The sequence below is a fragment of the Bosea sp. BIWAKO-01 genome (assembly GCF_001748145.1).
In the GTDB taxonomy this organism is placed as follows: Bacteria; Pseudomonadota; Alphaproteobacteria; order Rhizobiales; family Beijerinckiaceae; genus Allobosea.
Genome location: NZ_BCQA01000001.1, coordinates 2,492,531 through 2,512,530 on the forward strand (window position 1 = coordinate 2,492,531; position 20,000 = coordinate 2,512,530).

At 64.4% G+C, this 20,000-nt stretch carries 27 protein-coding genes and 1 tRNA gene; 17 read left to right on the top strand and 11 right to left on the bottom strand.

The window, feature by feature from the left end:
• The first annotated feature begins 7 nt into the window (after positions 1-7).
• The 8 genes from BIWAKO_RS11495 to denD (BIWAKO_RS11530) all read left to right on the top strand — a co-directional run bounded on the left by BIWAKO_RS11495 (position 8) and on the right by denD (BIWAKO_RS11530) (position 6,905).
• Complete coding sequence (locus BIWAKO_RS11495) at positions 8-1,039, top strand: zinc-dependent alcohol dehydrogenase (protein WP_069878790.1); 1,032 nt, start codon at positions 8-10, stop codon at positions 1,037-1,039.
• Positions 1,036-1,692: a DUF4286 family protein gene (locus BIWAKO_RS11500; RefSeq protein ID WP_069878791.1), complete on the top strand. Its 657-nt coding sequence runs from the start codon at positions 1,036-1,038 to the stop codon at positions 1,690-1,692. The genes BIWAKO_RS11495 and BIWAKO_RS11500 overlap by 4 nt, the downstream gene beginning before the upstream one ends.
• Positions 1,693-1,817: 125 nt before the next feature.
• Positions 1,818-2,657: an isocitrate lyase/PEP mutase family protein gene (locus BIWAKO_RS11505; RefSeq protein ID WP_069878792.1), complete on the top strand. Its 840-nt coding sequence runs from the start codon at positions 1,818-1,820 to the stop codon at positions 2,655-2,657.
• Positions 2,654-2,974 carry a hypothetical protein gene (locus BIWAKO_RS11510; protein WP_069878793.1) on the top strand — a complete coding sequence of 107 codons (321 nt, stop codon included), beginning with the start codon at positions 2,654-2,656 and terminating at the stop codon, positions 2,972-2,974. Before BIWAKO_RS11505 ends, BIWAKO_RS11510 begins: the two co-directional genes overlap by 4 nt.
• Positions 2,975-2,976: 2 nt before the next feature.
• The gene (locus tag BIWAKO_RS11515) at positions 2,977-4,101 is read left to right on the top strand and encodes a GNAT family N-acetyltransferase (RefSeq protein ID WP_069878794.1); all 1,125 of its coding nucleotides are present in this window, start codon (positions 2,977-2,979) and stop codon (positions 4,099-4,101) included.
• 32 nt (positions 4,102-4,133) lie between these two features.
• Positions 4,134-4,880: an SDR family oxidoreductase gene (locus BIWAKO_RS11520; RefSeq protein WP_069878795.1), complete on the top strand. Its 747-nt coding sequence runs from the start codon at positions 4,134-4,136 to the stop codon at positions 4,878-4,880.
• 19 nt (positions 4,881-4,899) lie between these two features.
• Positions 4,900-5,895, top strand: coding sequence for a D-erythronate dehydrogenase (denD, locus tag BIWAKO_RS11525; protein ID WP_069882384.1), 996 nt, complete (start codon positions 4,900-4,902; stop codon positions 5,893-5,895).
• Between the two features lie 26 nt (positions 5,896-5,921).
• Positions 5,922-6,905: a D-erythronate dehydrogenase gene (gene denD, locus BIWAKO_RS11530; protein ID WP_069878796.1), complete on the top strand. Its 984-nt coding sequence runs from the start codon at positions 5,922-5,924 to the stop codon at positions 6,903-6,905.
• A 60-nt stretch (positions 6,906-6,965) separates the two neighbouring features.
• On the opposite strand, the gene BIWAKO_RS11535 is transcribed toward denD (BIWAKO_RS11530), so the two are convergent.
• The 3 genes from BIWAKO_RS11535 to rplU all read right to left on the bottom strand — a co-directional run bounded on the left by BIWAKO_RS11535 (position 6,966) and on the right by rplU (position 8,796).
• Entirely contained in the window at positions 6,966-7,601 is a 636-nt protein-coding gene (locus BIWAKO_RS11535) for a GNAT family N-acetyltransferase (protein WP_069878797.1), read from the bottom strand.
• A gap of 153 nt (positions 7,602-7,754) precedes the next feature.
• Positions 7,755-8,021, bottom strand: a complete 267-nt coding sequence (gene rpmA, locus BIWAKO_RS11540) for a 50S ribosomal protein L27 (protein WP_043241804.1) — start codon at positions 8,019-8,021, stop codon at positions 7,755-7,757.
• 100 nt (positions 8,022-8,121) lie between these two features.
• On the bottom strand, positions 8,122-8,796 hold the full coding sequence (gene rplU, locus BIWAKO_RS11545) for a 50S ribosomal protein L21 (protein ID WP_069878798.1): 675 nt from the start codon (positions 8,794-8,796) through the stop codon (positions 8,122-8,124).
• 304 nt (positions 8,797-9,100) lie between these two features.
• Here rplU and BIWAKO_RS11550 point away from each other — a divergent pair.
• A tRNA-Ser gene (locus tag BIWAKO_RS11550) sits at positions 9,101-9,190 on the top strand.
• Between the two features lie 64 nt (positions 9,191-9,254).
• Here BIWAKO_RS11550 and BIWAKO_RS11555 read toward each other — a convergent pair.
• Entirely contained in the window at positions 9,255-9,545 is a 291-nt protein-coding gene (locus BIWAKO_RS11555; RefSeq protein WP_069878799.1) for an I78 family peptidase inhibitor, read from the bottom strand.
• A gap of 45 nt (positions 9,546-9,590) precedes the next feature.
• Positions 9,591-10,124 carry a hypothetical protein gene (locus BIWAKO_RS11560; RefSeq protein WP_069878800.1) on the bottom strand — a complete coding sequence of 178 codons (534 nt, stop codon included), beginning with the start codon at positions 10,122-10,124 and terminating at the stop codon, positions 9,591-9,593.
• A 262-nt stretch (positions 10,125-10,386) separates the two neighbouring features.
• Here BIWAKO_RS11560 and BIWAKO_RS11565 point away from each other — a divergent pair, with 262 nt between their 5' ends.
• Entirely contained in the window at positions 10,387-10,782 is a 396-nt protein-coding gene (locus tag BIWAKO_RS11565; RefSeq protein WP_069878801.1) for a PRC-barrel domain-containing protein, read from the top strand.
• 518 nt (positions 10,783-11,300) lie between these two features.
• Here BIWAKO_RS11565 and BIWAKO_RS35930 read toward each other — a convergent pair.
• Positions 11,301-11,459 carry a hypothetical protein gene (locus BIWAKO_RS35930; protein WP_176733303.1) on the bottom strand — a complete coding sequence of 53 codons (159 nt, stop codon included), beginning with the start codon at positions 11,457-11,459 and terminating at the stop codon, positions 11,301-11,303.
• 574 nt (positions 11,460-12,033) lie between these two features.
• Between BIWAKO_RS35930 and BIWAKO_RS35305 the strand changes: the two genes are divergently transcribed.
• The gene (locus BIWAKO_RS35305; RefSeq protein WP_141740044.1) at positions 12,034-12,252 is read left to right on the top strand and encodes a DUF4167 domain-containing protein; all 219 of its coding nucleotides are present in this window, start codon (positions 12,034-12,036) and stop codon (positions 12,250-12,252) included.
• Here BIWAKO_RS35305 and BIWAKO_RS34190 read toward each other — a convergent pair.
• The 3 genes from BIWAKO_RS34190 to BIWAKO_RS11575 form a co-directional block, all read right to left on the bottom strand.
• Positions 12,219-12,434, bottom strand: coding sequence for a DUF2934 domain-containing protein (locus tag BIWAKO_RS34190; protein ID WP_074471533.1), 216 nt, complete (start codon positions 12,432-12,434; stop codon positions 12,219-12,221). The genes BIWAKO_RS35305 and BIWAKO_RS34190 overlap by 34 nt on opposite strands.
• Positions 12,435-12,595: 161 nt before the next feature.
• Complete coding sequence (locus BIWAKO_RS11570) at positions 12,596-13,120, bottom strand: L-2-amino-thiazoline-4-carboxylic acid hydrolase (protein ID WP_069878802.1); 525 nt, start codon at positions 13,118-13,120, stop codon at positions 12,596-12,598.
• A 328-nt stretch (positions 13,121-13,448) separates the two neighbouring features.
• A complete protein-coding gene (locus BIWAKO_RS11575; RefSeq protein ID WP_069882385.1) occupies positions 13,449-14,453 on the bottom strand; it encodes a SphA family protein in 1,005 nt (334 codons plus the stop codon).
• Between the two features lie 202 nt (positions 14,454-14,655).
• Here BIWAKO_RS11575 and BIWAKO_RS11580 point away from each other — a divergent pair, with 202 nt between their 5' ends.
• A complete protein-coding gene (locus BIWAKO_RS11580; RefSeq protein ID WP_141740045.1) occupies positions 14,656-14,934 on the top strand; it encodes a hypothetical protein in 279 nt (92 codons plus the stop codon).
• Positions 14,935-14,979: 45 nt separating this feature from the next.
• On the opposite strand, the gene BIWAKO_RS11585 is transcribed toward BIWAKO_RS11580, so the two are convergent.
• Complete coding sequence (locus BIWAKO_RS11585; protein ID WP_069878804.1) at positions 14,980-15,285, bottom strand: hypothetical protein; 306 nt, start codon at positions 15,283-15,285, stop codon at positions 14,980-14,982.
• A 209-nt stretch (positions 15,286-15,494) separates the two neighbouring features.
• On the opposite strand from BIWAKO_RS11585, the gene BIWAKO_RS11590 reads away from it, so the two are divergent.
• Positions 15,495-15,758 carry a hypothetical protein gene (locus tag BIWAKO_RS11590; RefSeq protein WP_069878805.1) on the top strand — a complete coding sequence of 88 codons (264 nt, stop codon included), beginning with the start codon at positions 15,495-15,497 and terminating at the stop codon, positions 15,756-15,758.
• A gap of 120 nt (positions 15,759-15,878) precedes the next feature.
• Positions 15,879-16,184, top strand: coding sequence for a hypothetical protein (locus BIWAKO_RS11595; RefSeq protein ID WP_084651267.1), 306 nt, complete (start codon positions 15,879-15,881; stop codon positions 16,182-16,184).
• Positions 16,185-16,371: 187 nt separating this feature from the next.
• Here the strand turns inward: BIWAKO_RS11595 and BIWAKO_RS11600 are convergent, their stop codons facing one another.
• On the bottom strand, positions 16,372-16,974 hold the full coding sequence (locus BIWAKO_RS11600; protein ID WP_069878806.1) for a hypothetical protein: 603 nt from the start codon (positions 16,972-16,974) through the stop codon (positions 16,372-16,374).
• A gap of 192 nt (positions 16,975-17,166) precedes the next feature.
• Between BIWAKO_RS11600 and BIWAKO_RS11605 the strand changes: the two genes are divergently transcribed.
• The 3 genes from BIWAKO_RS11605 (at position 17,167) to ybaL (ending at position 19,821) form a co-directional block, all read left to right on the top strand.
• Entirely contained in the window at positions 17,167-17,436 is a 270-nt protein-coding gene (locus BIWAKO_RS11605; RefSeq protein ID WP_141740046.1) for a hypothetical protein, read from the top strand.
• 114 nt (positions 17,437-17,550) lie between these two features.
• Positions 17,551-17,871 (top strand): polyhydroxyalkanoic acid system family protein, encoded by a 321-nt coding sequence (locus BIWAKO_RS11610; RefSeq protein WP_069878808.1) that lies wholly within the window; start codon positions 17,551-17,553, stop codon positions 17,869-17,871.
• 216 nt (positions 17,872-18,087) lie between these two features.
• Entirely contained in the window at positions 18,088-19,821 is a 1,734-nt protein-coding gene (ybaL, locus tag BIWAKO_RS11615; RefSeq protein WP_069878809.1) for a YbaL family putative K(+) efflux transporter, read from the top strand.
• The last annotated feature ends 179 nt before the right edge of the window (positions 19,822-20,000 follow it).

A 20,000-nucleotide genomic window follows, 5' to 3' on the forward strand; every position in this document is an offset into this window, starting at 1 on the left:
GCGGTTCATGCTCGCGCTTCGCAAGATCGCCGCCGCGCCCGGGCTCTGGCTCGATGAGATATCCGAGCCGCGTGCCGGTCCCGGCGACGTGCTGCTTGAGGTTATGGCTGCCGGTATTTGCGGCACGGATCTCCATATCGCGGACTGGTCGGGCGGGTACGAAGCGATGGCGGCCGCAATGCCGGTCACTCTTGGGCACGAGTTCGTCGGCCGCGTCCGGCATTTCGGCGAAGGCACGGACGGCATCGCGGTCGGGACGCGCGTGGTGGTGCGTCCCTCCGTTGTTTGCAGGCGTTGTGAGCGTTGCCGCGCAGGGCGGGCAGAAGATTGCACCACGCGGACCGGCATCGGCATTGGTCGCAATGGTGGCTTCGCAGCCCTTGCCGCCGTTCCGGCAGAGAATTGTGTCGCACTCCCCGACGAGCTCGATGATGCGGTTGCGGCGCTCGCCGAGCCCATGACGGTTTCGACCGAGGCCGTCGATACGGGCGGCGTGAAACCGGGTGATACGGTGCTGGTCATCGGGCCTGGCACGATTGGGCAAGGGGCGGCGCTGGCCGCCGAGATGGCTGGTGCAGCGCGGGTTGTCGTGGCGGGGCGCAATGACGCGATCCGCCTTGCAGCTGTCGAGGCACTCGGCTTTCCCGAGACGGTCGACACGGCGGGGACGACCTTGCGAGCGGCGCTCGCTCGCTCCGGTCTGCCGGTTAGCTATGATGTGATCATCGAAGCCGCGGGTGCGCCAGCAGCGGTACCGGAGGCGATCGATCTCCTCGCCCTGCGCGGTGTCCTGGTCATCTGCGGGATTCATCCCAGCCCGGTGCCGATCGACCTGACTGCGCTGGTGCGGCGGCACCAGCAGATCCGCGGGAGCTATCGCTCGCCCTTGGCAACGTGGCCGCGGGTGATCGCGCTCATGGCGGCGCAACAGGAGCGCATCCGACGGATGATCAGTGAAGAGGTGCCGCTCTCAGCGGGGCTCGACGCCTTCGCAAAGGCAAGCCGTCGCGCTGCATCCAAGATCGTCCTGCGGCCATGACGGGCATACGGTCAGGTTCGGCCGATTGGCCCGGACCCGTCTTCCTGGCGATCGGCAACAGCGTCGAGCCGGCGATGCGCCCGGATTACGAGGCCTGGCACGGGGGCGAGCATGTCCCGGAGCGGCTGACGATGCCCGGTTTCCTCGCTGCGAAACGTTACGTCCGGGGCCGTGGCGCTGCCGCCCGCTATCTGACGCTCTACGAGCTCGACTCGGCAGAGGCGCTGGAGACGCCCGAATATCTCCATCTGCTGGCCAATCCGACCCCGGAAACGCGCAGAATGCGGCCGGCCATGGGGGCGTTCAGCCGCTCTGTCTATCGTGAGACGGGCGGGGCCGGGCGTGGCCTCGGCCGCTATCTCGCCAGAGTGACATGGCAGGGCAGGGGTGAAGAAGCGGTGCCGCCACCGGCTCTGGTGGACCTGATCGGGCGTTTTGGCGTCCTCTGTGTCCGAACAGGCGTTACCCTGGCGGCCAGGCCCCATCCCGCTTTTCCTGCAACGCAGGATGCGAACGCAACCCATGCCATTGCCCTGCTCAGCGGCACAGACCGGGAGGCGCTGCTTGCGCTCCTGCGCGGTGCTCTTGCTTCCAGGATCCCGAGCCCGGCCGGTCTCACGGCTTTCATCTACGAGCTGATTGCAGCCTATTGATCGGCCTCCATGCCGGTTGCGCATCGGCGCCGAGCCTTGACGCATGACGTGAAGGGCTGACAAACGGCACGCGCCCGGACAGTATGGGGCACCGCTCGGCCAACTCGCATCTGAAACGATTTAAAATGACCGACAGTCCGCAGATCGCCGCCTTTCGTGCACTTCACGACTCTGGCTGCTTCGTCATGCCGAACCCATGGGATGTCGGTTCGGCGCGCTGGCTGCGCGGGCAGGGTTTCAGGGCACTGGCCACGACCAGCGCCGGTTTCGCCTTCACGCAGGGGCGGGCTGATCAGGACGTGCCGCGCGACATGATGCTCGCTCATATCGCGGACATGGTGAAAGCCGTACCGGACCTGCCGATCAACGCCGATTTCGAGAACGGCTATGCCGACGAACCGGCCGATGTCGCGCTCAATGTGAAAGCCTGTGTGGAGACCGGTGTCGCCGGGCTCTCGATCGAGGATGCGACCGGCCGTGATGACGTCCCGCTCTATCCTTTCGAGCTCGCGGTCCAGCGGATCCGCGCGGCGCGTCGGGCAATTGATGAAACCGGCTCCGGCGTTCTGCTGACGGCGCGTGCCGAGTGCTTTCTCACTGGACATGGCGACCCGCTGAACGAATCGGTCAGGCGCATTGCCGCCTATGCCGAGGCGGGCGCCGATGTGCTTTATGCCCCCGGACCAAAGACACGCGAGCAGATCGCAGCCATTGTCGCGGCTGCCGGCGGCAAGCCGGTCAATGCGCTGATCTATGGCGATTTCGGCCTGACGGTGTCTGACGTCGCTGCGCTCGGGGTCCGACGCATCTCGATCGGCGCGGCTCTGGCGCGCGCCGCCTGGGCCGCTTTCATCGAGGCCACACGCCTGATCACCGAGCAGGGCAGTTTTGCGGGCTTCGCCGGTAACGGGCCCTCTGTGCCGCTCAATATGTTTTTCGAGGACGACCTCAAGGCGCGCTCGTGAGCACTGAACTCGTCATCGCGCCCGAATGGCTCGGGCGAAGCGGTCTCTGGATGCTCGACGCCAAGGGCAGGCGCAAGCCCATCGATGCCGAGGATGCCGGTCTCTCGGAGGCGTTCGGCGATCGGCTTGAAGCCTGGATGGACGCATTCGACGCGATCTACGACGAGGAGGACGAGGCGGCGTCCGCTTTCGGAAACGAGGTCGAGCGGCTTGCCTGGGAGGCGGAGGGGACAGCGCTCGTGCATGCGGCCGCCGCCGAGCTCGGTTCTGGCTGGACGGTCTCGCTCGATCTCTCCGCCTGGCACGCTCGGGGCTAGCCATGACCCTTTCCCCCGATTGGAAGGCGCCGCCCTTTCCGCCGGCCAAGGTTCTGGAGGGGCGCTATTGCCGGCTCGAGCCGATCGATCCGGACCGGCATCTTGACGATATCTGGCAGGCCAATGGCGGGCATGATCAGATCTGGGCCTGGATGCCGGCCCGTCCGCCACAGGATCGCGAAAGCTATCGCGCGCTGCTGACGACGATGGCGGCGAAGGCCGGCATCGTGCCCTTCGCGGTGATCGACAAGACCGATGGCAAGGCCAAGGGCCATCTCTGGCTGATGGAGATCAGGCCCGAGCATGGCGTCTTCGAAGTCGGCTACATCACCTATTCGCCGAGCTTGCAGAAGACCCGGGTCGCGACCGAGGCGATCTATCTGTGCGGTGCCTATGGTTTTTCGCTCGGCTACCGCCGCTTCGAGTGGAAATGCAACGCTCTGAACGAACCGTCGAAGAGGGCCGCCCTTCGCTTCGGCTTCCAATACGAAGGCCTGTTCCGCCAGCACATGGTGGTGAAGGGCAGGAACCGGGACACCGCTTGGTATTCGATCCTCGACAGCGAATGGCCAGTGCGGGCGCAAGACTTCCAGCGCTGGCTGGATCCCGCGAATTTCGACGCTGAGGGCCGGCAGAAGCTGGCGCTCGGGATCTTCAACCAGACGCTGGGCGGGATCGACGGGATGTCCTTGCGCAGGGCGTCTCTCGCCGACATTCCTGCTATCCTTGCGCTGAAGAACGCGGCCTATACGCCGAACGAGGCCATTATCGGTGTGCCTTCGCTGCCGCGGATCGCGGATTATGCGCAGGTCGTGGCCGAGCACGAGGTCTGGCTGGTCGACGGCGGCAACGGGCTGGATGCGGCGCTTGTTTTCGAGATCTCTCCGGACGATTTCACGATCTGGAGCGTGGCTGTCTCGCCCCGGGCACAAGGGCGCAAGCTCGGCCTGTTATTGATGCGCTTTGCCGACGAGCGTGCCGCCGCACTCGGCTTTGGTTCGGTGCATCTCTACACGCACGCGAAGCTGACCGAGCGCATCGCCTGGTATGAGCGCCTGGGTTTCGCGATTACCCATCACACTGATCTGGCCGATCGGCGCCTGACGCATATGCGCAAGCAGCTCTGACAATAAGCCGGCTTAACAAGGGGACCAAGGACATGGCAGGACGTTTGAAGGGCAAGGTCGCAGTCGTCACGGCCGCGGGGCAGGGCATCGGCCGGGCGATCGCGGAAGCCTTCGTCAGGGAGGGTGCGACGGTCTGGGCAACAGACAAGGATGTTGCGCTGCTGGAGGGCATCCCCAAGGCGAAGAAGCGCAAGCTCGACGTTCTCTCGAGCAAGGCCGTCGACGCTTTCGCCGAGAAGATCGGACCGATCGACATCCTCGTCAATGCCGCCGGCTTCGTTCACCACGGTACCGTCCTGGACTGCGACGACAAGGCCTGGGATTTTTCCTTCGACCTCAACGTCAAGTCGATGCATCGCACGACCAAGGCCTTCCTGCCGGGAATGTTGGCGAAGGGCGCGGGCTCCATCGTGAATATCGCTTCGGGCGCCGGCTCGGTGCGCGGCATTCCGAACCGCTATGTCTACGGCGCGACCAAGGCGGCCGTGATCGGCCTGACCAAGGCGGTTGCAGCCGACTATATCAAGAAGGGCGTTCGCGCGAACGCGATCTGCCCGGGCACGATCCAGTCACCTTCGCTCGACCAGCGCATCGCCGATCTCGCCAACGTGACCAAGACGACCGAGGCGGCTGCGCGCCAGGCCTTCATTGACCGCCAGCCGATGGGCCGGCTCGGCACGGCCGAGGAAATCGCCTGGCTTGCCGTGTATCTGGGTTCCGACGAGTCGAGCTACACCACCGGGCAGATTCATCTCGCCGATGGTGGCTTCGCGCTCTGACGCAGGGAAGGACGCGTCGATGCACGTCCTGGTGACAGGTGCGGCCGGCATGGTCGGCCGCAAGCTCGCAGCGCAGCTGGCGGTCGACGGTGCCTGCGCGGGCAGGGCCATCAGCAAGCTGACGCTGACCGACGTCGTTACGCCGGAGACACCGCGGGGCTTTGCTGGCGAAGTCGAGATTCGCACCGAGGATTTCGGCGATCCTGCCATCGCCACGGAGCTGATCGGGGCCCGCCCGCTCGCGATCTTCCATCTTGCTGCGATCATCTCCGGCGAGGCCGAGCGCGATTTCGACAAGGGCTATCGGATCAATCTCGACGGGACACGGACCCTGCTCGAGGCGATCCGGCGGGAAGGACGGAAGGATCGTGGCTCCTATGTGCCCCGTCTCGTCTTTACCTCGTCGAGCGGCGTGTTCGGCGCGCCCTATCCAGAAGTGATCCCGGACGAGTTCCATGCCACACCGCTGACCTCCTACGGGACGCAGAAGGCGATCGGCGAGCTGCTGCTCGCGGATTACACGCGGCGGGGTCTCGTCGACGGTGTCGGTATCCGCTTCCCGTCGATCGCCATACGTCCGGGCAAGCCGAACGCCTCGGCCGGGGGCTTCTTCTCCAGCATCATCCGCGAGCCGCTGGTCGGGCTGGAGGCGTCATTGCCGGTCGGCGAAGATCTCGTCTTCACGCATGCGAGTCCGCGTTCGGCCGTCGGCTTCCTGCTCCATGCAGCCGGGTTGGACCGCGAAGCCCTCGGCCCGCGGATCAATCTGACCATGCCTGGCGTATTCTGCTCGGTCGGCGAGCAGATCGCGGCGCTGCGACGCGTGGCCGGCGAGAAGGCGGTCAATCTGATCCGCCGCGCTCCGGACAAGGCAGTCACCGAGATCGTCGCCGGCTGGCCGACCGGCTTCGAAGCCAGGCGCGCGCTTGGGCTCGGCTTCCGGGCCGAGAAGGATTTCGACGAGATCATCCGCGTCCATATCGAGGATGAACTCGGCGGGCGCCTGCCACATTGATCAACAACACACACCAGGAAATCCCCATGCATATTCTCGTTCTCGGTGGCGCCGGCATGGTCGGCCGCAAGTTCATCGAAAGACTGGCCCATGACGGTCAGCTCGGCGGCAAGCCGGTCACCAAGATCACGGCGCAGGATGTCGTCGCCGCAAGCGCGCCAGCCGCAGCACCCTTCATCTTCGACGTCGTGGTCTCCGACATGTCGAACGAGGGGGAGGCCGAGTCGCTGATCGCTTCACGCCCTGACCTAATCGTCCATCTCGCGGCGATCGTCTCGGGCGAAGCCGAGGCCGATTTCGACAAGGGCTACCGGATCAATCTCGACGGCACGCGCCATCTCTTCGAAGCGATCCGCAAGGTCGGCGGCGGCTACAAGCCGCGCGTCGTCTTCACCTCCTCGATCGCAGTCTTCGGCGCGCCCTTCCATGAGAAGATCGAGGATGAGTTCTTCACCACGCCGCTGACCTCATACGGGACGCAGAAGGCGATCGGCGAGCTGCTGCTGTCCGATTACTCCCGCCGCGGCTTCTTCGAGGGTGTCGGAATTCGTCTGCCGACGATCTGCGTGCGTCCGGGCAAGCCGAACAAGGCCGCGTCCGGCTTCTTCTCCAACATCATCCGCGAGCCGCTGAACGGCGAAGAGGGGGTGCTGCCGGTTTCCGATCAGGTCCGGCACTGGCATGCCTCGCCGCGTTCGGCCGTCGGCTTCCTCGTCCATGCCGCGACGATGGATACCGGCGCCATCGGGCCTCGCCGCACCCTGACCATGCCCGGCTATTCCTGCACCGTGGCGGAGCAGATCGAGGCGTTGCGCAAGGTCGCGGGTGAGAATGTGGTGAAGCGGATCAAGCGGGTTCCGGACCCGGTCATCGATGGCATCGTTGCCGGCTGGCCGCGCAACTTCAACCCGCAGCGCTCGACCGCGCTCGGCTTCAAGGCGGAAGCGAGCTTCGAGGAGATCATCCGCGCCCATATCGATGACGAGCTTGGCGGCAACTTCGTCAAGTAAGCCTGGGGCTCACGGCCAACAGCAATCAGCCCCGGCATCATCTGCCGGGGCTGTTTCGTTTCAGGCGACGCAGAACTCGCCAGGGGTCTCGATCTCGGGCGCGTGGGTCCAGCCCGTTGCTCCCCAGCTCTTCAGGGCAGCCCAGGTCGAGCGGTCGAGCCGGTACTGCTCGCAGGGGAACAGCCCGCCGCGAGCCGGCAGCGACTTCAGGAAGGAGCCCTCCTGCCGGAAGCCGGACTTCTCCAGTACCCGGCGTGAGGCCGGATTGATGACGCGCGTGTCCGCCTCGATCGCCGGAATGTCGAGCAAGGTGAAGAGCGTGTCGATCAGAGCCTGGGCGGCCTCGGTCGTGTAGCCCTTGCCCCAATGCGGGGTGCCGAGCCAGTAGCCGATGAAGGGGATGCCGGTCGCCTGCTTATGGGCGCCGATCATGCCGATGAGCTCGTTCGGCCTGGAGCGTGGCGTGATCGCCAGCGCCAGATGCTCGCCGAGCGCATTGCCCTTGCGCATGGCGAAGATGAAGGGCTCGACCGCATCCGCCGGATAGGGATGCGGGATCGAGGCCGTCATCTCGGCCACGGCTTTCTCCCCAGCCTGGCGCAGGATGGCGGAAGCGTCCGCCATACGCGGCCAACGCAGCCAGAGACGGCGGGTCTCGAGCCGGAAGACATCGTCGCGGGTCAATTCGGGGAACATCGGTCTCTCCGTCGGCGCAAACGAAAAAAGGGAGCTGGGACTTTGGTCCCATCTCCCCTTTCGCTTGACCTTTGGGAGACCCTTGTCGGGCCTTGCCCTTGATCCGATCGGTTCGATGGAACCGGCGGATCAAGGAACTTCCCTATCCGCCTTTTACTCTGCGGCCTCTTGGGCCGGGACTACGTTCACGAAAGCTCGGCCGAGTTTCGTCGTGAATCGGACTCGTCCATTGGTCGTCGCAAAGAGCGTATGGTCTTTGCCCATGCCAACGTTCACGCCGGCATGCCACTTGGTGCCGCGCTGACGAATAATGATGTTGCCGGCCACGACCGCCTGGTCGCCGAAGCGCTTCACGCCGAGACGCTTGCTTTCGGAGTCGCGACCATTGCGCGACGAGCCGCCTGCTTTTTTGTGAGCCATAACGCCCTACCTCGAAACTACTGTTGTCTCTCTAACCCGAATCGGCGGCAAAAGCCACCGGGTTCGGAGATGAAAGCCGAAGACTGCCTGACAGGAGCTGTCAGTAGTCCTCGCCGGAAGCCTGTTCGGCCTGGTCGACCTTGGCGCGCGGGGGCTTGCCGGCCAGGAGTTCCTTGGCCTGAACAACCCACTCCTCGCGGGTGGCGCGGCCACGCAGCTTGAGCTCTTCGTCCCACTTGGCGACGTCGGCCTCTGACCAGGCGGCGATGTCGTTCCAGGAGGTGATGCCGGCAGCGCGCAGCTTCTTCTCGATGGTCGGGCCGACGCCCGAGATCAGCGAGAGGTTCGAGGCGTCGAGCGCCTCGGCCTTGGCTTCAGCCTTCGCCTTGCCCTTGACGGCACTGGCGGCGGCCTTCACGGCAACGGTCGAAGCGTCACCCTTCTTCATCTCGGGCTTCTTGCCGCCCGTGAGGATGTCGGTGATGCGCACGATCGTCAGCTCGGCGCGGAAGCCACGCTTGCGCTTCGAGTTCTGGCGGCGGCGCTTCTTGAAGGCGATGACCTTCTCGCCGCGGGCCTGGCGCACGATCTCACCGGCAACGGTGATTTCGGCCAGTTCCTTCGCGCCGAGCGTCGACTTCTCGCCGTCGGTCAGCATCAGGACGTTGCCGAAGGCAACGGTATCGCCAGGCTCGCCTTCGAGCTTGGCAATGGTGATTTCATCGTTCGCGGCGACGCGGAACTGCTTACCGCCGGTCTTGATGACTGCGAACATCGTTGTTCTCCATGTTCAGCCCCGCCCTGTCATGGCCTCGCGAGGCGCATGCGGGACGGCTTTTTGGCAGTCGTTACGTGGTCGGGTTCACTCTTGAGATCATGCCGGATGCCGCAACGCGGAGCCGGACACGCAAAAGAGATCAGGCGCGGGTTTCCCCACGCCGGACGAGGCTCGATAGTCGGGGCAGCTCTTCAGGTCAAGTCGCGAGGCTTCAGATTCGTCGGATTTATGACAGCGAGGAGGCTTGTAACCATCCGATGTGGCGTGTAGTAACCAGCCCGCTTCGACCGAAGGCGACCGCGGACAGGTGGCAGAGTGGTTGAATGCACCGCACTCGAAATGCGGCATACCCGCAAGGGTATCGGGGGTTCAAATCCCTCCCTGTCCGCCATCATCCCGCCAGGGGCCTGATCGCTCCGAGCCGTGGCAGCCCCGCTTGGGAGCGCTGTTCAGGGTCAGCCGCAGAGCGCCCGCAGGATCTTTCCACTGCCATCCACCTCGATCGTCACCCGCTCCCGCCGATAATCCATCGTCATGGGCGAGCCGGGTGAAAGGCGTCGCACGACGCTTGCGCCGGTCGCACGCAGGACCTCGGCGTCGCTCTTGCCGATCTGCCCTGCAAGGCCCTTGGCTCCCTCGGGCGAGCAGGGACTTGGCGGAGCGGCGCCGGACGGTTGACCGGTCGCCGTGCAGGCCGTGAGCGCCAATGCCGCGATCGAGCCGAGGAGATGAAGAGATCTGGTCATGGGGCAAGATTATACGCGAATGGCCCTTCGCCAAGCCCCGGGTTCTCAAGGGCCGCGCCGTTTTCCGCTGAGCCGCAGGTCGAGGTTCTGCCCTTGCCCCGGCTGGCTCGCTCTGAGCACCAGGGCCAACCCCTCGGCGTGCCGGCTGATCGTCAGCATGGCCGGCGGATTGGGCCGAACGCTCTCCGCCGTCTCGCGGAAGGACAATGCGAGATTGTCACCGCGACGCGTGCCGGCGAGGTTTGCGACAGTGCCCTTGCTCTCGCGGAACTCACCATCATAGCGCTGCGTCCGGGGATCATAGCGCAGATCGATCTTCACAGTCGTGGAGAGGACCAGCGCGGTCGAGCACCGGCCGCTTAGAGTGACCCGGGAGCCCTGCTGATCGCCATCGAATTCGCAGCTCAGTTGATGGCTCGATCCGCCCGCATTTTCGAGCTTCCCGGTGCCGGTGAAGCGTCCTTCGAAGGCCTGCAGAAAGGACGCTTCGTCGATCGTGGCCAACTGGGCGGAAGCCGAACTTACCGCGGCCGTCGCAAGCACCGCGGTGAACGCCTCGAGCATGAGATCATGTTTCATGGCCGTTCCTCCTGCCGGCTAAACGCCCGAGGCAAGGATCGGATCAGTCCTTCCTGAAAATCGTGATCTCCTGGAGCGGCGCTCCTCCGCGCGCTGCTGCGAACATCCAGGCGCGCGATGCAGATGTCAGAGCTCCGACCGAGCCATGAGCCCTCTTGTCGCACTGCAGATAGTCCCGGAACCGATCGGCAGGCCGGGAATTACCTCTCTGTCACGCCGCAGCGGTCTCCGACTGTGGCCCAACAAGAAGGTTATCCCAAAAATGCGCCCCATCGCTCTTGCTCTCGCCGCGACCGTGCTTTCCAGCGCCGCTTTCGCGCAGACCGCTCCCACTCCGGCTCAGGCTCCGGTCTTCGTCTCGGTGAACGAAGCATCCGCCCTGACCAGCAGTCTCAAGGGGCTCAACGTCAAGAATGCCGGTGACGAGAATGTGGGTGAGATCGAGGATGTTGTCATCGCCGGTAATTCCCTCGCCTCCTACATTCTGTCGGTCGGCGGCTTCCTTGGTATGGGCACCCACTACGTTGCGGTCAGCCCCAACGCGCTCGCCATCACCTGGAATGCGACGGACAAGAAGTGGAATGCCAGGATCAACGCCACCAAGGACCAGCTGAAGGCGGCGCCGCAGTTCAAATATGAAGGCCGCTTCGCGAAATAAGCTCAATCGCATAGCCTTGAACAGGGCCCGGCTCTTCGAATGGGGCGCCGGGCCCTTAGGCTTTGGGGCCCGGCATATCGCGGAAACCCGCCCGCCAGATTGATCGCCGCGCCGGAGTGTTCAGTTTAGGCGTCGTCTCCATCGCCTCACCATCGCGGTCGGGGGGAACTGACGGGAGCGATCGGCCCGGCGCGGCGCGCGTGGAAGTTGCGAGGCTCAACACGGCAGATCGATTGTATGCAGCATAAAGTCTAGTTGCCGGCCGGCTGAAGCGTGTGGAATCGTACGGCCAGCCGGGAGAGAGCACAGGGCTAGTAATAATCTCGGGGGAACGCCGTTCTGCGGGAGGAGGCTGCTGTTCGGGAGGGCGGCAGCCTCTTTCCCCAGGGCGGACATCGCCTTTCCCCTTCGGCTTCAGCCGCAGCAACTCCTGACCCAGTATTCACCGGATCTGCATGATCGGGAGCGGCCCGGGGGCTTGAATGGAGTGCGCCGTCAAGGGCGAGAGCCAGACGGCATCATTTCGGGTTGCCGGTCGGTCCCGAGCGGCGGACAAGCAGGAGAGACTGCGCTGCAAGTTGCAGGGCTTCGTCCGCCCGACGCTGCCATCGACGCGCGCCGATGATGTCTCCGAGCAGAAGCCCACTGATGAAGGCGAGGATGAGCCATCCGATCATGTTGGGTCTCCCCCGGGAGGAGTGCCATGATGCTGGCGGCGCTTGTTCCCCGGCAAGCGACGAAGGTCCTGGCTTTTGAGCGACGCCTGGCCGTGGCGCGCAAGGCGTGCCGCCCGACAGTTGGTGCGGATGATGGCCCTGGCTACCGCAAAGGGACGCCGGTCGCTCGATCGGCGTTCCGACAACCTGAATTCGCCACATTGTTCGGCTAGCAGTATCGGGTCGACTTAGAAATGCTCGGCTTGGCCCATGTCTCCTCAGAGAGCGCGGAGCCTCACCCCGTATCCCTTCGACGTTTGATCGCTGCCTCGATGCAGCGTGCCCGTCGCATGCATTTCGCTCGACGATTCTCCAACACGAATGCCTTGCGGCCTCGCCGCCTGGCCCATGGACCTACATGCACAAGACCATTGAAACGAAGCCTATTGAGGCGCGTACGCGCCCCGGAATCTTGAGTAAAAATGCCATTGCCCCGCTCAGGGCAGATCCGAACTGGAAGCCCGAACCCTGTGGCCTCAGCCGTGAGGAGCTCCGCAAGATCGTGGCTGAGATCCTAGGATAGGGAGAAGCAACGATGCCTCGCACCTACTCCAGCCCGTCGCGTCCGCGTCCGCATCGGATGTCGCAGCCCGCGCGCGCTGAGCAAACGCCGCTTCAGGGCACGCGTCAGCACTATGAGCGTGCCATGAAGCTCGGTGATGCCGAGGCCTTGGCTGGGCATCGCGTCGAGGCCGAGCGCTACTATCAGCTAGCCGAGCACTATCTGCGATCCGGCAACGGGCGAGCCGCGTGAGAGCGGGTCTCTAGCGTCGTATCGCCGTCTGGTTTTCCGCCGGCTTCATGGTTGCGGAAGGCCCAAATGACCTTGGCCGCTTCCCAATGCTCGCGATCGCGACCGTCCGGCTGGCCCTGTTCCATCCAGAGCGCATAGGCGATCTTGCGGATTTCCCGCTGGGCGCTGTCCTTGCTGGGCATCTGTCGCTCCTTTCGCCAGTCACAACCGGGTGAAACCGCGAGCCCGCTCCAGCGTTCCTCCGCTGCGACAATCTGGCTCGACCCCCGGGCCCAGGCTCGAGCCGCATCCTGTCCTGCGGCGGGCCGGCCGGTGAAGCGAGGTCGCAGGAAGGCGGTGCCGCTCACTCCGGGGCGGTGTCGGGCTTATCCGAGAAACGATACTTGAAATCGCAGTGCGACGCGCCCTCCATCACAGTCTGGCTGCGTTCCAGCGAGATCCGTGGGTCGTAACCCGTGCAAAAGACGCCGTCGCGATTGCACGAGAGCAGATGGCCGATATGGCCGAGGCCCATCTCCCGATAGGTCTCGGCATAGCGGCACCGTTTGACGTTGTAGTGAAATTCCGCGTCGGTGGCCTTGATGACCTCGATCGTCAGCGCATCGTCCTGCGTCCAGAGATCCTGGAGCTCCTGGAAGGTGCGCAGCGTCGAACCTCCCGGTGTCTTGGCGGCAAAGGCCTTGCCGGTTTCAATGGCGGCCCGCCTGATCGCCGTGTCGAGAATGGATTGTGCCAGCTCTTCGCCCAGCTTTTCACGCATGACCTCGTAGATCGGCGCGATGATCCCGGCCTCGATCTTGCGGCGTGCGAGAATTCCGATCTCGCCATCGATCGCGGTCCGCGAACTGGCTTCAGGGCCCTTGTCCATCATGGTGTTCCTTCACATTGCCTGGGCGTCGGCATCGCGCCGGCATGATGAGGCCCGCTGCTGTCGCAATGATGTCATGCAAGGCCGGCCCGGCCGCAGCAAGTGACAGCGTCGCATCTTGGCTCGGTGGACGGAAATGACAAGATTCCCCGCAGGCAGCCGGCACCGCAGCCTGGCATGCCGGCGACACCGACCAGCGTGAGCGCGTGGCCTTGGCGCAGCCTTCGCGGAGCGAGAGCGGCGTTTTGACGCCGACGCTGCGTCCGCGTCCGTGGCCGGCAAAATTCGGGATCGCCTGACGGACCAGGGCTCTCGCCCGAGCGTAGGCTCAGTGCTTGACGATGGTCGGCCTGGGCGCTGCCGGAGCCGCCTGTCCTCCGAGCGGGAAGGCGACCGTAAAGAGCCCGATCGTACCGCGCGGGCGGTTCTCGACCCCCACCTCGCGAAGGACCTTCAATCGCGTGGAGATCGGGACGCCACCAACCTCGAAATTATAGCCGATGGTACCGCCGATCGCGGTGGTACGCCCCTTGAACGGGCCCAGCGAAGCGCCGCTGCCGCTATCCCCGCTCACCTGCTGGTAATGGCCGACCTGCACGCCGATCGAGAAGTCCTTGCTCAGGTACTGGCTGATCGAAAGATCGGCGTGAATGGCGTTGCCGCTGTTGTAGTCGGTGGCGTTGTTCGTGCCGTTGATCTCGAATCCGCCTGCGGCCGAGATTTCAAGTCCCGTGGTCGTGTTGAGATAGGTCACAGCGCCGTAGAGGTCGCCAATCCAGCGGTTGAGCGCGACATTCGACAACTGGCCTTCCTGATAGGCGCCGGCGGGAATGTTGACGGCAACGCCGGTGGTCCAGTGGAAATTGCCGGAATGCCAGCCAATGAAGCTGGTGACGATGGGATCGCCGATGTTGAAGGTGGCATCGCGCTGGCTGAAGGCGAAGACGCGCCCCAGCCGCGGCGCGGCAACCAGGGCTCCGGCGCTGATCCTCGGGACGCCGAAGGGCAAGGTCACTGCAAAGCCGAGATTGCCGCCCAGGATTTCGAGCGGGGTCACCCAGGTCGGTGTCACGAAGTCGATCCGCGCCTCGACCTTGACATCGCTGAGGACGGCTCCGCCGAGCTGGAGACGGCGGGAACCCGGCAAGCTGCCGGAATAGCTGTAGAAATCATTCTGGAAATAGAAGCCCGGCGGCGGCACCAGGCCCGACAGAGGTCCGCGCAAACCCGGGACATAAAGACTAGCGCCGCCTTCTGTCGCAAATGCCGGGCCCGCTGCCAGGCCGGCGAAGACGCAAAATGCGGCACCGATTTTCGAAACGTGCCGCCGCATCGATTCGGCCCCCATTACGTTATGGAGGTGAAGCTGGGCCGGGCTCGGTTTCATCGTCAAGCGAAGAGTTTCGTTGCTGTGGCCGAAGACCGCCGAAGATTTTCGAGTGTGGTGTTTACGACCCGGTAAGACGCAGGCGATGTTATGCTGGGGGTGCGAGACGGGTGCGCAGACCGAAGAGGCTCCAATCCATGACTGTCTCATGAGCAGAGTTCTGTTGAGCGGCCTTGCTGCAGCGACAATCCTTGCTGCACTGTCGTCGCGCGCCGAGGCTTTCTGGGAGCGCTCCCAGATCATGGCCTGTGCCGAGGCGCAGACCGAAGCGGAACGGATCAGGCGGCAGTGCTGGATCTTCGATCCGGTGCCGGAGTTTCCGGCCCCGGTCTTGTCCGGGTATCGGTACGTGCCTTACGTGAAGCGCTCCGGGCGGGCGCGCGGTCCCTGGCCGCATGGTGAGAAGGTCGTCCGGCGCCTCGGCTAGGTCCGTTCTGGCCGGGACGTCAGGACCGAGTCACCGGGCGAGGTGTCAGCACTTATAGACGGTGCCAGCCGTGCTGGGACCTTTCCAGGTATGGGTCGCCACCGGTGAGACGACATGGGTCCCGCCGGCTTCGGCGGCGCGGATTTTCAGCCGGGCCAGGGCGCTGTCGCGGGCGCTATCGATCAGCAGGGTCTGATTGATGGTCGAATCGCCGTTGATCTCCGCAATCTGCTTGCAGGATTCAACGATTGCCTTGTTGTCGGTCACGACCACTGCATTGGAGCGCGAGTTCGGAACGGCGCAGGCGGTGAGTGCGAGCATCGACAGGAGCAGTATCGGGCGCAGTAGCATCGGGGTCTTTCCTGAAGGCCTGTGTGTGGCCATATCACATTTCGCACGATCAGCCGCCTGGCTGCAATTTCGGGAAACAGGCCGCCGCGGACGATCGCATTGAACCGCGGACGCAGGTGTTCTATCCCGGGGCCGCTTTCACTCAGGTCGCTTCAAGAGCCGCAGGCCCATCGCGCCGCAGCCGGCGGCCTTTCGCATAAGGATCGACCATGGCCCGCAAGAAATCCAAACCGCTCGATGCCGAGTTCGTCATGTTCGACATCGTCTATTCTGATGGCTCGCGCTCGTCGAACCGGCGGGTTCCCTCCGACCTGCTCGGTGGGCTCGATGGTGACGAACCGGCGCGCGAGGCCATCATGGAACAGGACCAGATCATCGCGGAGAAGTCCGGCAAGCCGGCGCTCGCGATCACCTCGCTGACCCGTTCCGGAAAGGCTGCCCCGGAGAAGCCGGCGCAGAAAGCCCGCCGCTAGCAGGCGTAACTCCGACGCCACACATGCGGAAACCTTAATATCTCGTCTGCCTTGACGGTTGCCGTAGCGATAGTTTTCATGCGAATTGGCGGTCTTGGGTGGCTGAAAAAGGATATATTGATGCGTTCTCTTATTGTCGTGGGGCTTCTGGCCGCGGGGCTGGCCGGCTGCCAGACCGCACAGGAATCGATGGCCGACGCAGAAATCACCTGCGAAGCTCAGGGCTTCCGTCCGGGCACACGCGCTTATCAGCAGTGCCGTTCTGCCAATTATGTCGAGAACCGCCGTGCATCGAATGAGACCGCCAGTGCTGTGACTGCCGGCGTTGCCGCGGGCGTCGTCGGCGGCGCGATTGTCGGTGCCGCAGCGTCCCGTCCCTATTACGGCCGCGGCTATTACTATGGCCGTCCCGGCTACTGGTGGTGAGATTCCAAATCCGGGAGGCTTCCGCCTCCCGGATTTTGTTTGAAGTGCGCATTGGCTGACCGGCTGCAGATTGCGCCCGGTCATATTTTTTAGATCATCAGACCGGATCTCGTATCCTGTCCAATGATCTGAGCTTCTGTTGCATCGGCTTGCCCGAAAGCCGCGATCCCCTTCTCGGGCCGATGCTCTAGCGTTTCGTGCTGCGGCGTCGCACCGGGGCCGGCGCAGGCTCGCTTGACGACGTCAGCAGCGAGCCGAGCACATAGACGGCGATGCCAATGCCGAGCAACGCTGCAAGTGGTTCCTTCTCCGTCCGTTTCGCCAGCAGGCGGCTGCCGTCACGGGCATAATCCTGGGCGATGTTGCCTGACGATTGCAGCCAGCTTTCCCCGGCTTTCATCGAATCTCTCCCCGCCTTGATCATGTCGTCTCCGCCGTAATCGGAGAAGAGCCGGCGCAGGCGCCCGTAGTGGGGCTCCCATTGCGGTCGTGCGGGTCGCATGCTCGCCCAGGCGATCAAGCCGACGCTGAGGGCGCCGAGGCCGAAGGCGACGACCGGATGGCGTTGGATGGCGCGCAGGGCAACCTCGCCCTTTTCCTGGGCGTACTGCCCTGCCTCGCCGGGATCGACATCGCGGATCGCGTCCTTGGCGCGATCATAGCCATCCTTGACGGTCCCAGCGAGATCGGCCGCCTTGGCGCGGATCGTATTGCCGGCACGCTTGGCCTCATCCTCTACCTCGTCCCAATCCTTCGGCATGTCGGGCGGAAACGCATTGTTGGTCGCCATCGCGGACACTCCAGTCTCTCGTTTCGGGTGTGCAAACTGAACGATGCTGCAGCGACAGAGTTCCGTCAGCGTTCACGGAAATGTGCCGAGCCTGCCGGCTAAGGCTTGTTGAGGCCGACTTCCGGTCACGAGGGTGCCCAGATTGGATGCGAGGTCGTCATCATCCGATCGGGATCGACTAAGGAGATGATCATGGAAACACAGCACCTTCAGATGCAGTGCAACCCCATCATGACCGACCCGGAATGGATTGCCCTTGAAAGCCTCGACGAGGAAACCAAGCACTTCATCTTCGACGATGCCGTGTTGCTGTCGCTGCGGCAGCGGGGATTCGTGGAGCCGGCCGATGGCCTGTGGCGTGTTACCACGCGCGGCCACCGGGCGCTGAGCGAGCGCAACTATTGGTGGCTCGCACATACCCAGGCCTCGCGCTCGCTGTGCTCCAGCGCCTTCTCGGGGTGAGCGGAGGCCCTATCGGCCAAAACCGGTCTCATGGCCATCATTGGCCGGGGGTGCCTCTGGATATCGCGCGGCGATACATCACATGACAGTCAGTCGTCCTGATTGAAGAGCGCCATGGCCAAGCCTGTCAGCATCACCGTTTCTCACGACCTCGGACGGGAGGCCGCCCTGGACCGGCTGCGCAGCGGCATCGACCGCATCCGCGACAAGCTCGGCATGGTGAAGATGCAGCTGGTCGAGGAGAACTGGGACGGGAATACCGTCCAGTTCGGCGTCGCCGCACTCGGCTATACCGTCAGGGGCAAGCTCGAGGTCGAGGAGACGCTTGTCCGCATCGAGGTGATGTTGCCCTGGGTGCTCGCGGTCTTCGCCGAGAAGCTCAAGCTCGGGGTCGAGAAGCAGGGACAGGTCCTGCTCGAGAAGCCACACTCCTGATCACAGGTTGCGGGCGCTGCCGGAACGCTTCGCGTTCGTAAAGTTTCCGTTCACCATCAGGCCGTCGCAATGACCCATTGCGACAATTCGCCGGGCACGATCGGCAATATTATTGCTGCCTGAAGCGAGAGGGTCGGCGCGCGGCGGTTGAAATTCCACCCTCCGCCCGCCATGGTCTGACAACCCCTTTTCATCACTCACCGCTCCGGGAGACCAATGCATCACGGCCCGCTGATCGCCATTCTTGTCGCGGGCCTCGGGCTTGCTTTCGTCTTCGGGGCGCTTGCCCAGAAATTCCGCTTCCCTCCTCTCGTCGGCTATTTGCTCGCGGGCGTCGCGGTCGGGCCGTTTACCCCGGGGTTCGTCGCGGATCAGGGGCTTGCCAATCAGCTCGCCGAAATCGGCGTCATCCTGTTGATGTTCGGCGTCGGCCTGCATTTCTCGCTGAAGGACCTGCTTTCCGTCAAAGCAGTCGCGGTGCCGGGCGCCATTGTTCAGATCGGCGTCGCGACCTTGCTGGGCCTCGGCCTCGGCTTGCTGCTGGGCTGGACATGGGTCGCAGGTGTGGTCTTCGGCCTCGCTTTGTCGGTGGCGAGTACGGTCGTGCTGTTGCGGGCGCTCCAGGAACGCCGCCTCGTCCAGACTGAGAAGGGCAAGATCGCGGTCGGCTGGCTGATCGTCGAGGATCTCGCCATGGTCCTCGCGCTGGTCCTGATTCCGGCGGTCGCCGATGCTCTGAATGGCGCGCGACCGGGTGCTCCGAGCCCGCTTGCGGCCCAGTTCGATCTGGGGCTGTGGGGCGTGCTCGGGCTGACGCTGGCCAAGGTCATCGCCTTCGTCGCGTTCATGCTCATCGTCGGGCGCCGCGTCATTCCCTGGTGCCTGCACTGGGTCGCCCATACCGGCTCGCGCGAGCTGTTCCGGCTGGCGGTGCTCGCGGTCGCTCTCGGTGTCGCCTTCCTGGCAGCCAGCCTGTTCGGTGTCTCGTTCGCACTTGGTGCTTTCTTCGCGGGCATGATCTTGAGCGAGTCGCCGCTCAGCCAGCGCGCCGCCGAAGAATCCCTGCCGCTGCGCGATGCCTTCGCGGTGCTGTTCTTCGTCTCGGTCGGTATGTTGTTCGATCCGGGCATTCTGCTGCGCGCGCCGGGCCCTCTGCTCGCGACGCTCGCAATCATCCTGATCGGCAAATCGGTCGCGGCCTGGCTGATCGTGCGAGCCTTCGGCCGGTCGAATGCCGTGGCGCTGACGATATCGGCCAGTCTGGCGCAGATCGGCGAGTTCTCCTTCATCCTGGCCGGGCTCGGCGTTTCGCTCGCGATCCTGCCGGAGCAGGGGCGCGATCTGATCCTGGCCGGCGCGATCCTGTCGATCCTGCTCAACCCCGTCCTGTTCGCGATCGTCGAGAAGATCAGCGCGGAGACGCAGCCGGCGAAGCCGAAGCCGAGCGTGGCGGCTCCCGCGCCGGCGCCTGAGCCCGAACGGGATATCGTGCCGACCTCGCTTTCCGAGCACATGATCGTCGTCGGTTACGGCCGTGTCGGTTCGTTGCTGGGGGCCGGGCTGCTCGCGCATGGCGAGAAACTGCTGGTGATCGAGGACCAGTCCGATGCGATCGAGGCGGCCAGGCGCGATGGGGCCGAGATCATCGTCGGGAATGCGGCCGATCCCGAAGTCCTTTCGGCTGCGGGTGTGGCGCGGGCCAAACGGCTTTTCGTGGCGATTCCGCAGAGCTTCGAGGCTGGCCAGGTTTGCGAGCAGGCCCGGCGCGACAACCCGACGCTGCCGATCGTGGCCCGCGCGCATTCGGATGCGGAGGTCGAGCACTTGACCAAATGCGGTGCGACGCTGACGATCATGGGTGAGGCCGAGATTGCGCGCGCCATGCTGGCCCTGTGCGCGAGACCGGGTTCGGCACCAACCGAGCCGCGGCCGTCGGCAGAAGCAGCCTGAGGTTTCCGCCGGACCTGACGACGTTCGCGATTGCCGGAACGCGCCCTTGCGCCACCCGGCGGAAACGGATTTCGGATCGAGTCCCAATGTCCCAATGGCCTCACGCCTGCGATCAGGGCAAGCCCCGGTCGGAGCGCCGGATATCGGGCCCTGCGGTTGAAATCGGCGGGCAGCTTCCC

What these genes read in the sequence shown, in the direction of transcription:
- BIWAKO_RS11495 (WP_069878790.1), top strand. Translation starts at nt 8, where the DNA reads ATGCTCGCGCTTCGCAAGATCGCCGCCGCGCCCGGGCTCTGGCTCGAT.
- BIWAKO_RS11500 (WP_069878791.1), top strand. Translation starts at nt 1,036, where the DNA reads ATGACGGGCATACGGTCAGGTTCGGCCGATTGGCCCGGACCCGTCTTC.
- BIWAKO_RS11505 (WP_069878792.1), top strand. Translation starts at nt 1,818, where the DNA reads ATGACCGACAGTCCGCAGATCGCCGCCTTTCGTGCACTTCACGACTCT.
- BIWAKO_RS11515 (WP_069878794.1), top strand. Translation starts at nt 2,977, where the DNA reads ATGACCCTTTCCCCCGATTGGAAGGCGCCGCCCTTTCCGCCGGCCAAG.
- BIWAKO_RS11520 (WP_069878795.1), top strand. Translation starts at nt 4,134, where the DNA reads ATGGCAGGACGTTTGAAGGGCAAGGTCGCAGTCGTCACGGCCGCGGGG.
- denD (WP_069882384.1), top strand. Translation starts at nt 4,900, where the DNA reads ATGCACGTCCTGGTGACAGGTGCGGCCGGCATGGTCGGCCGCAAGCTC.
- denD (WP_069878796.1), top strand. Translation starts at nt 5,922, where the DNA reads ATGCATATTCTCGTTCTCGGTGGCGCCGGCATGGTCGGCCGCAAGTTC.
- BIWAKO_RS11535 (WP_069878797.1), bottom strand. Translation starts at nt 7,601, where the DNA reads ATGTTCCCCGAATTGACCCGCGACGATGTCTTCCGGCTCGAGACCCGC.
- rpmA (WP_043241804.1), bottom strand. Translation starts at nt 8,021, where the DNA reads ATGGCTCACAAAAAAGCAGGCGGCTCGTCGCGCAATGGTCGCGACTCC.
- rplU (WP_069878798.1), bottom strand. Translation starts at nt 8,796, where the DNA reads ATGTTCGCAGTCATCAAGACCGGCGGTAAGCAGTTCCGCGTCGCCGCG.
- BIWAKO_RS11555 (WP_069878799.1), bottom strand. Translation starts at nt 9,545, where the DNA reads ATGACCAGATCTCTTCATCTCCTCGGCTCGATCGCGGCATTGGCGCTC.
- BIWAKO_RS11560 (WP_069878800.1), bottom strand. Translation starts at nt 10,124, where the DNA reads ATGAAACATGATCTCATGCTCGAGGCGTTCACCGCGGTGCTTGCGACG.
- BIWAKO_RS11565 (WP_069878801.1), top strand. Translation starts at nt 10,387, where the DNA reads ATGCGCCCCATCGCTCTTGCTCTCGCCGCGACCGTGCTTTCCAGCGCC.
- BIWAKO_RS35930 (WP_176733303.1), bottom strand. Translation starts at nt 11,459, where the DNA reads ATGATCGGATGGCTCATCCTCGCCTTCATCAGTGGGCTTCTGCTCGGA.
- BIWAKO_RS35305 (WP_141740044.1), top strand. Translation starts at nt 12,034, where the DNA reads ATGCCTCGCACCTACTCCAGCCCGTCGCGTCCGCGTCCGCATCGGATG.
- BIWAKO_RS34190 (WP_074471533.1), bottom strand. Translation starts at nt 12,434, where the DNA reads ATGCCCAGCAAGGACAGCGCCCAGCGGGAAATCCGCAAGATCGCCTAT.
- BIWAKO_RS11570 (WP_069878802.1), bottom strand. Translation starts at nt 13,120, where the DNA reads ATGGACAAGGGCCCTGAAGCCAGTTCGCGGACCGCGATCGATGGCGAG.
- BIWAKO_RS11575 (WP_069882385.1), bottom strand. Translation starts at nt 14,453, where the DNA reads ATGCGGCGGCACGTTTCGAAAATCGGTGCCGCATTTTGCGTCTTCGCC.
- BIWAKO_RS11580 (WP_141740045.1), top strand. Translation starts at nt 14,656, where the DNA reads ATGAGCAGAGTTCTGTTGAGCGGCCTTGCTGCAGCGACAATCCTTGCT.
- BIWAKO_RS11585 (WP_069878804.1), bottom strand. Translation starts at nt 15,285, where the DNA reads ATGCTACTGCGCCCGATACTGCTCCTGTCGATGCTCGCACTCACCGCC.
- BIWAKO_RS11590 (WP_069878805.1), top strand. Translation starts at nt 15,495, where the DNA reads ATGGCCCGCAAGAAATCCAAACCGCTCGATGCCGAGTTCGTCATGTTC.
- BIWAKO_RS11595 (WP_084651267.1), top strand. Translation starts at nt 15,879, where the DNA reads ATGCGTTCTCTTATTGTCGTGGGGCTTCTGGCCGCGGGGCTGGCCGGC.
- BIWAKO_RS11600 (WP_069878806.1), bottom strand. Translation starts at nt 16,974, where the DNA reads ATGGCGACCAACAATGCGTTTCCGCCCGACATGCCGAAGGATTGGGAC.
- BIWAKO_RS11605 (WP_141740046.1), top strand. Translation starts at nt 17,167, where the DNA reads ATGGAAACACAGCACCTTCAGATGCAGTGCAACCCCATCATGACCGAC.
- BIWAKO_RS11610 (WP_069878808.1), top strand. Translation starts at nt 17,551, where the DNA reads ATGGCCAAGCCTGTCAGCATCACCGTTTCTCACGACCTCGGACGGGAG.
- ybaL (WP_069878809.1), top strand. Translation starts at nt 18,088, where the DNA reads ATGCATCACGGCCCGCTGATCGCCATTCTTGTCGCGGGCCTCGGGCTT.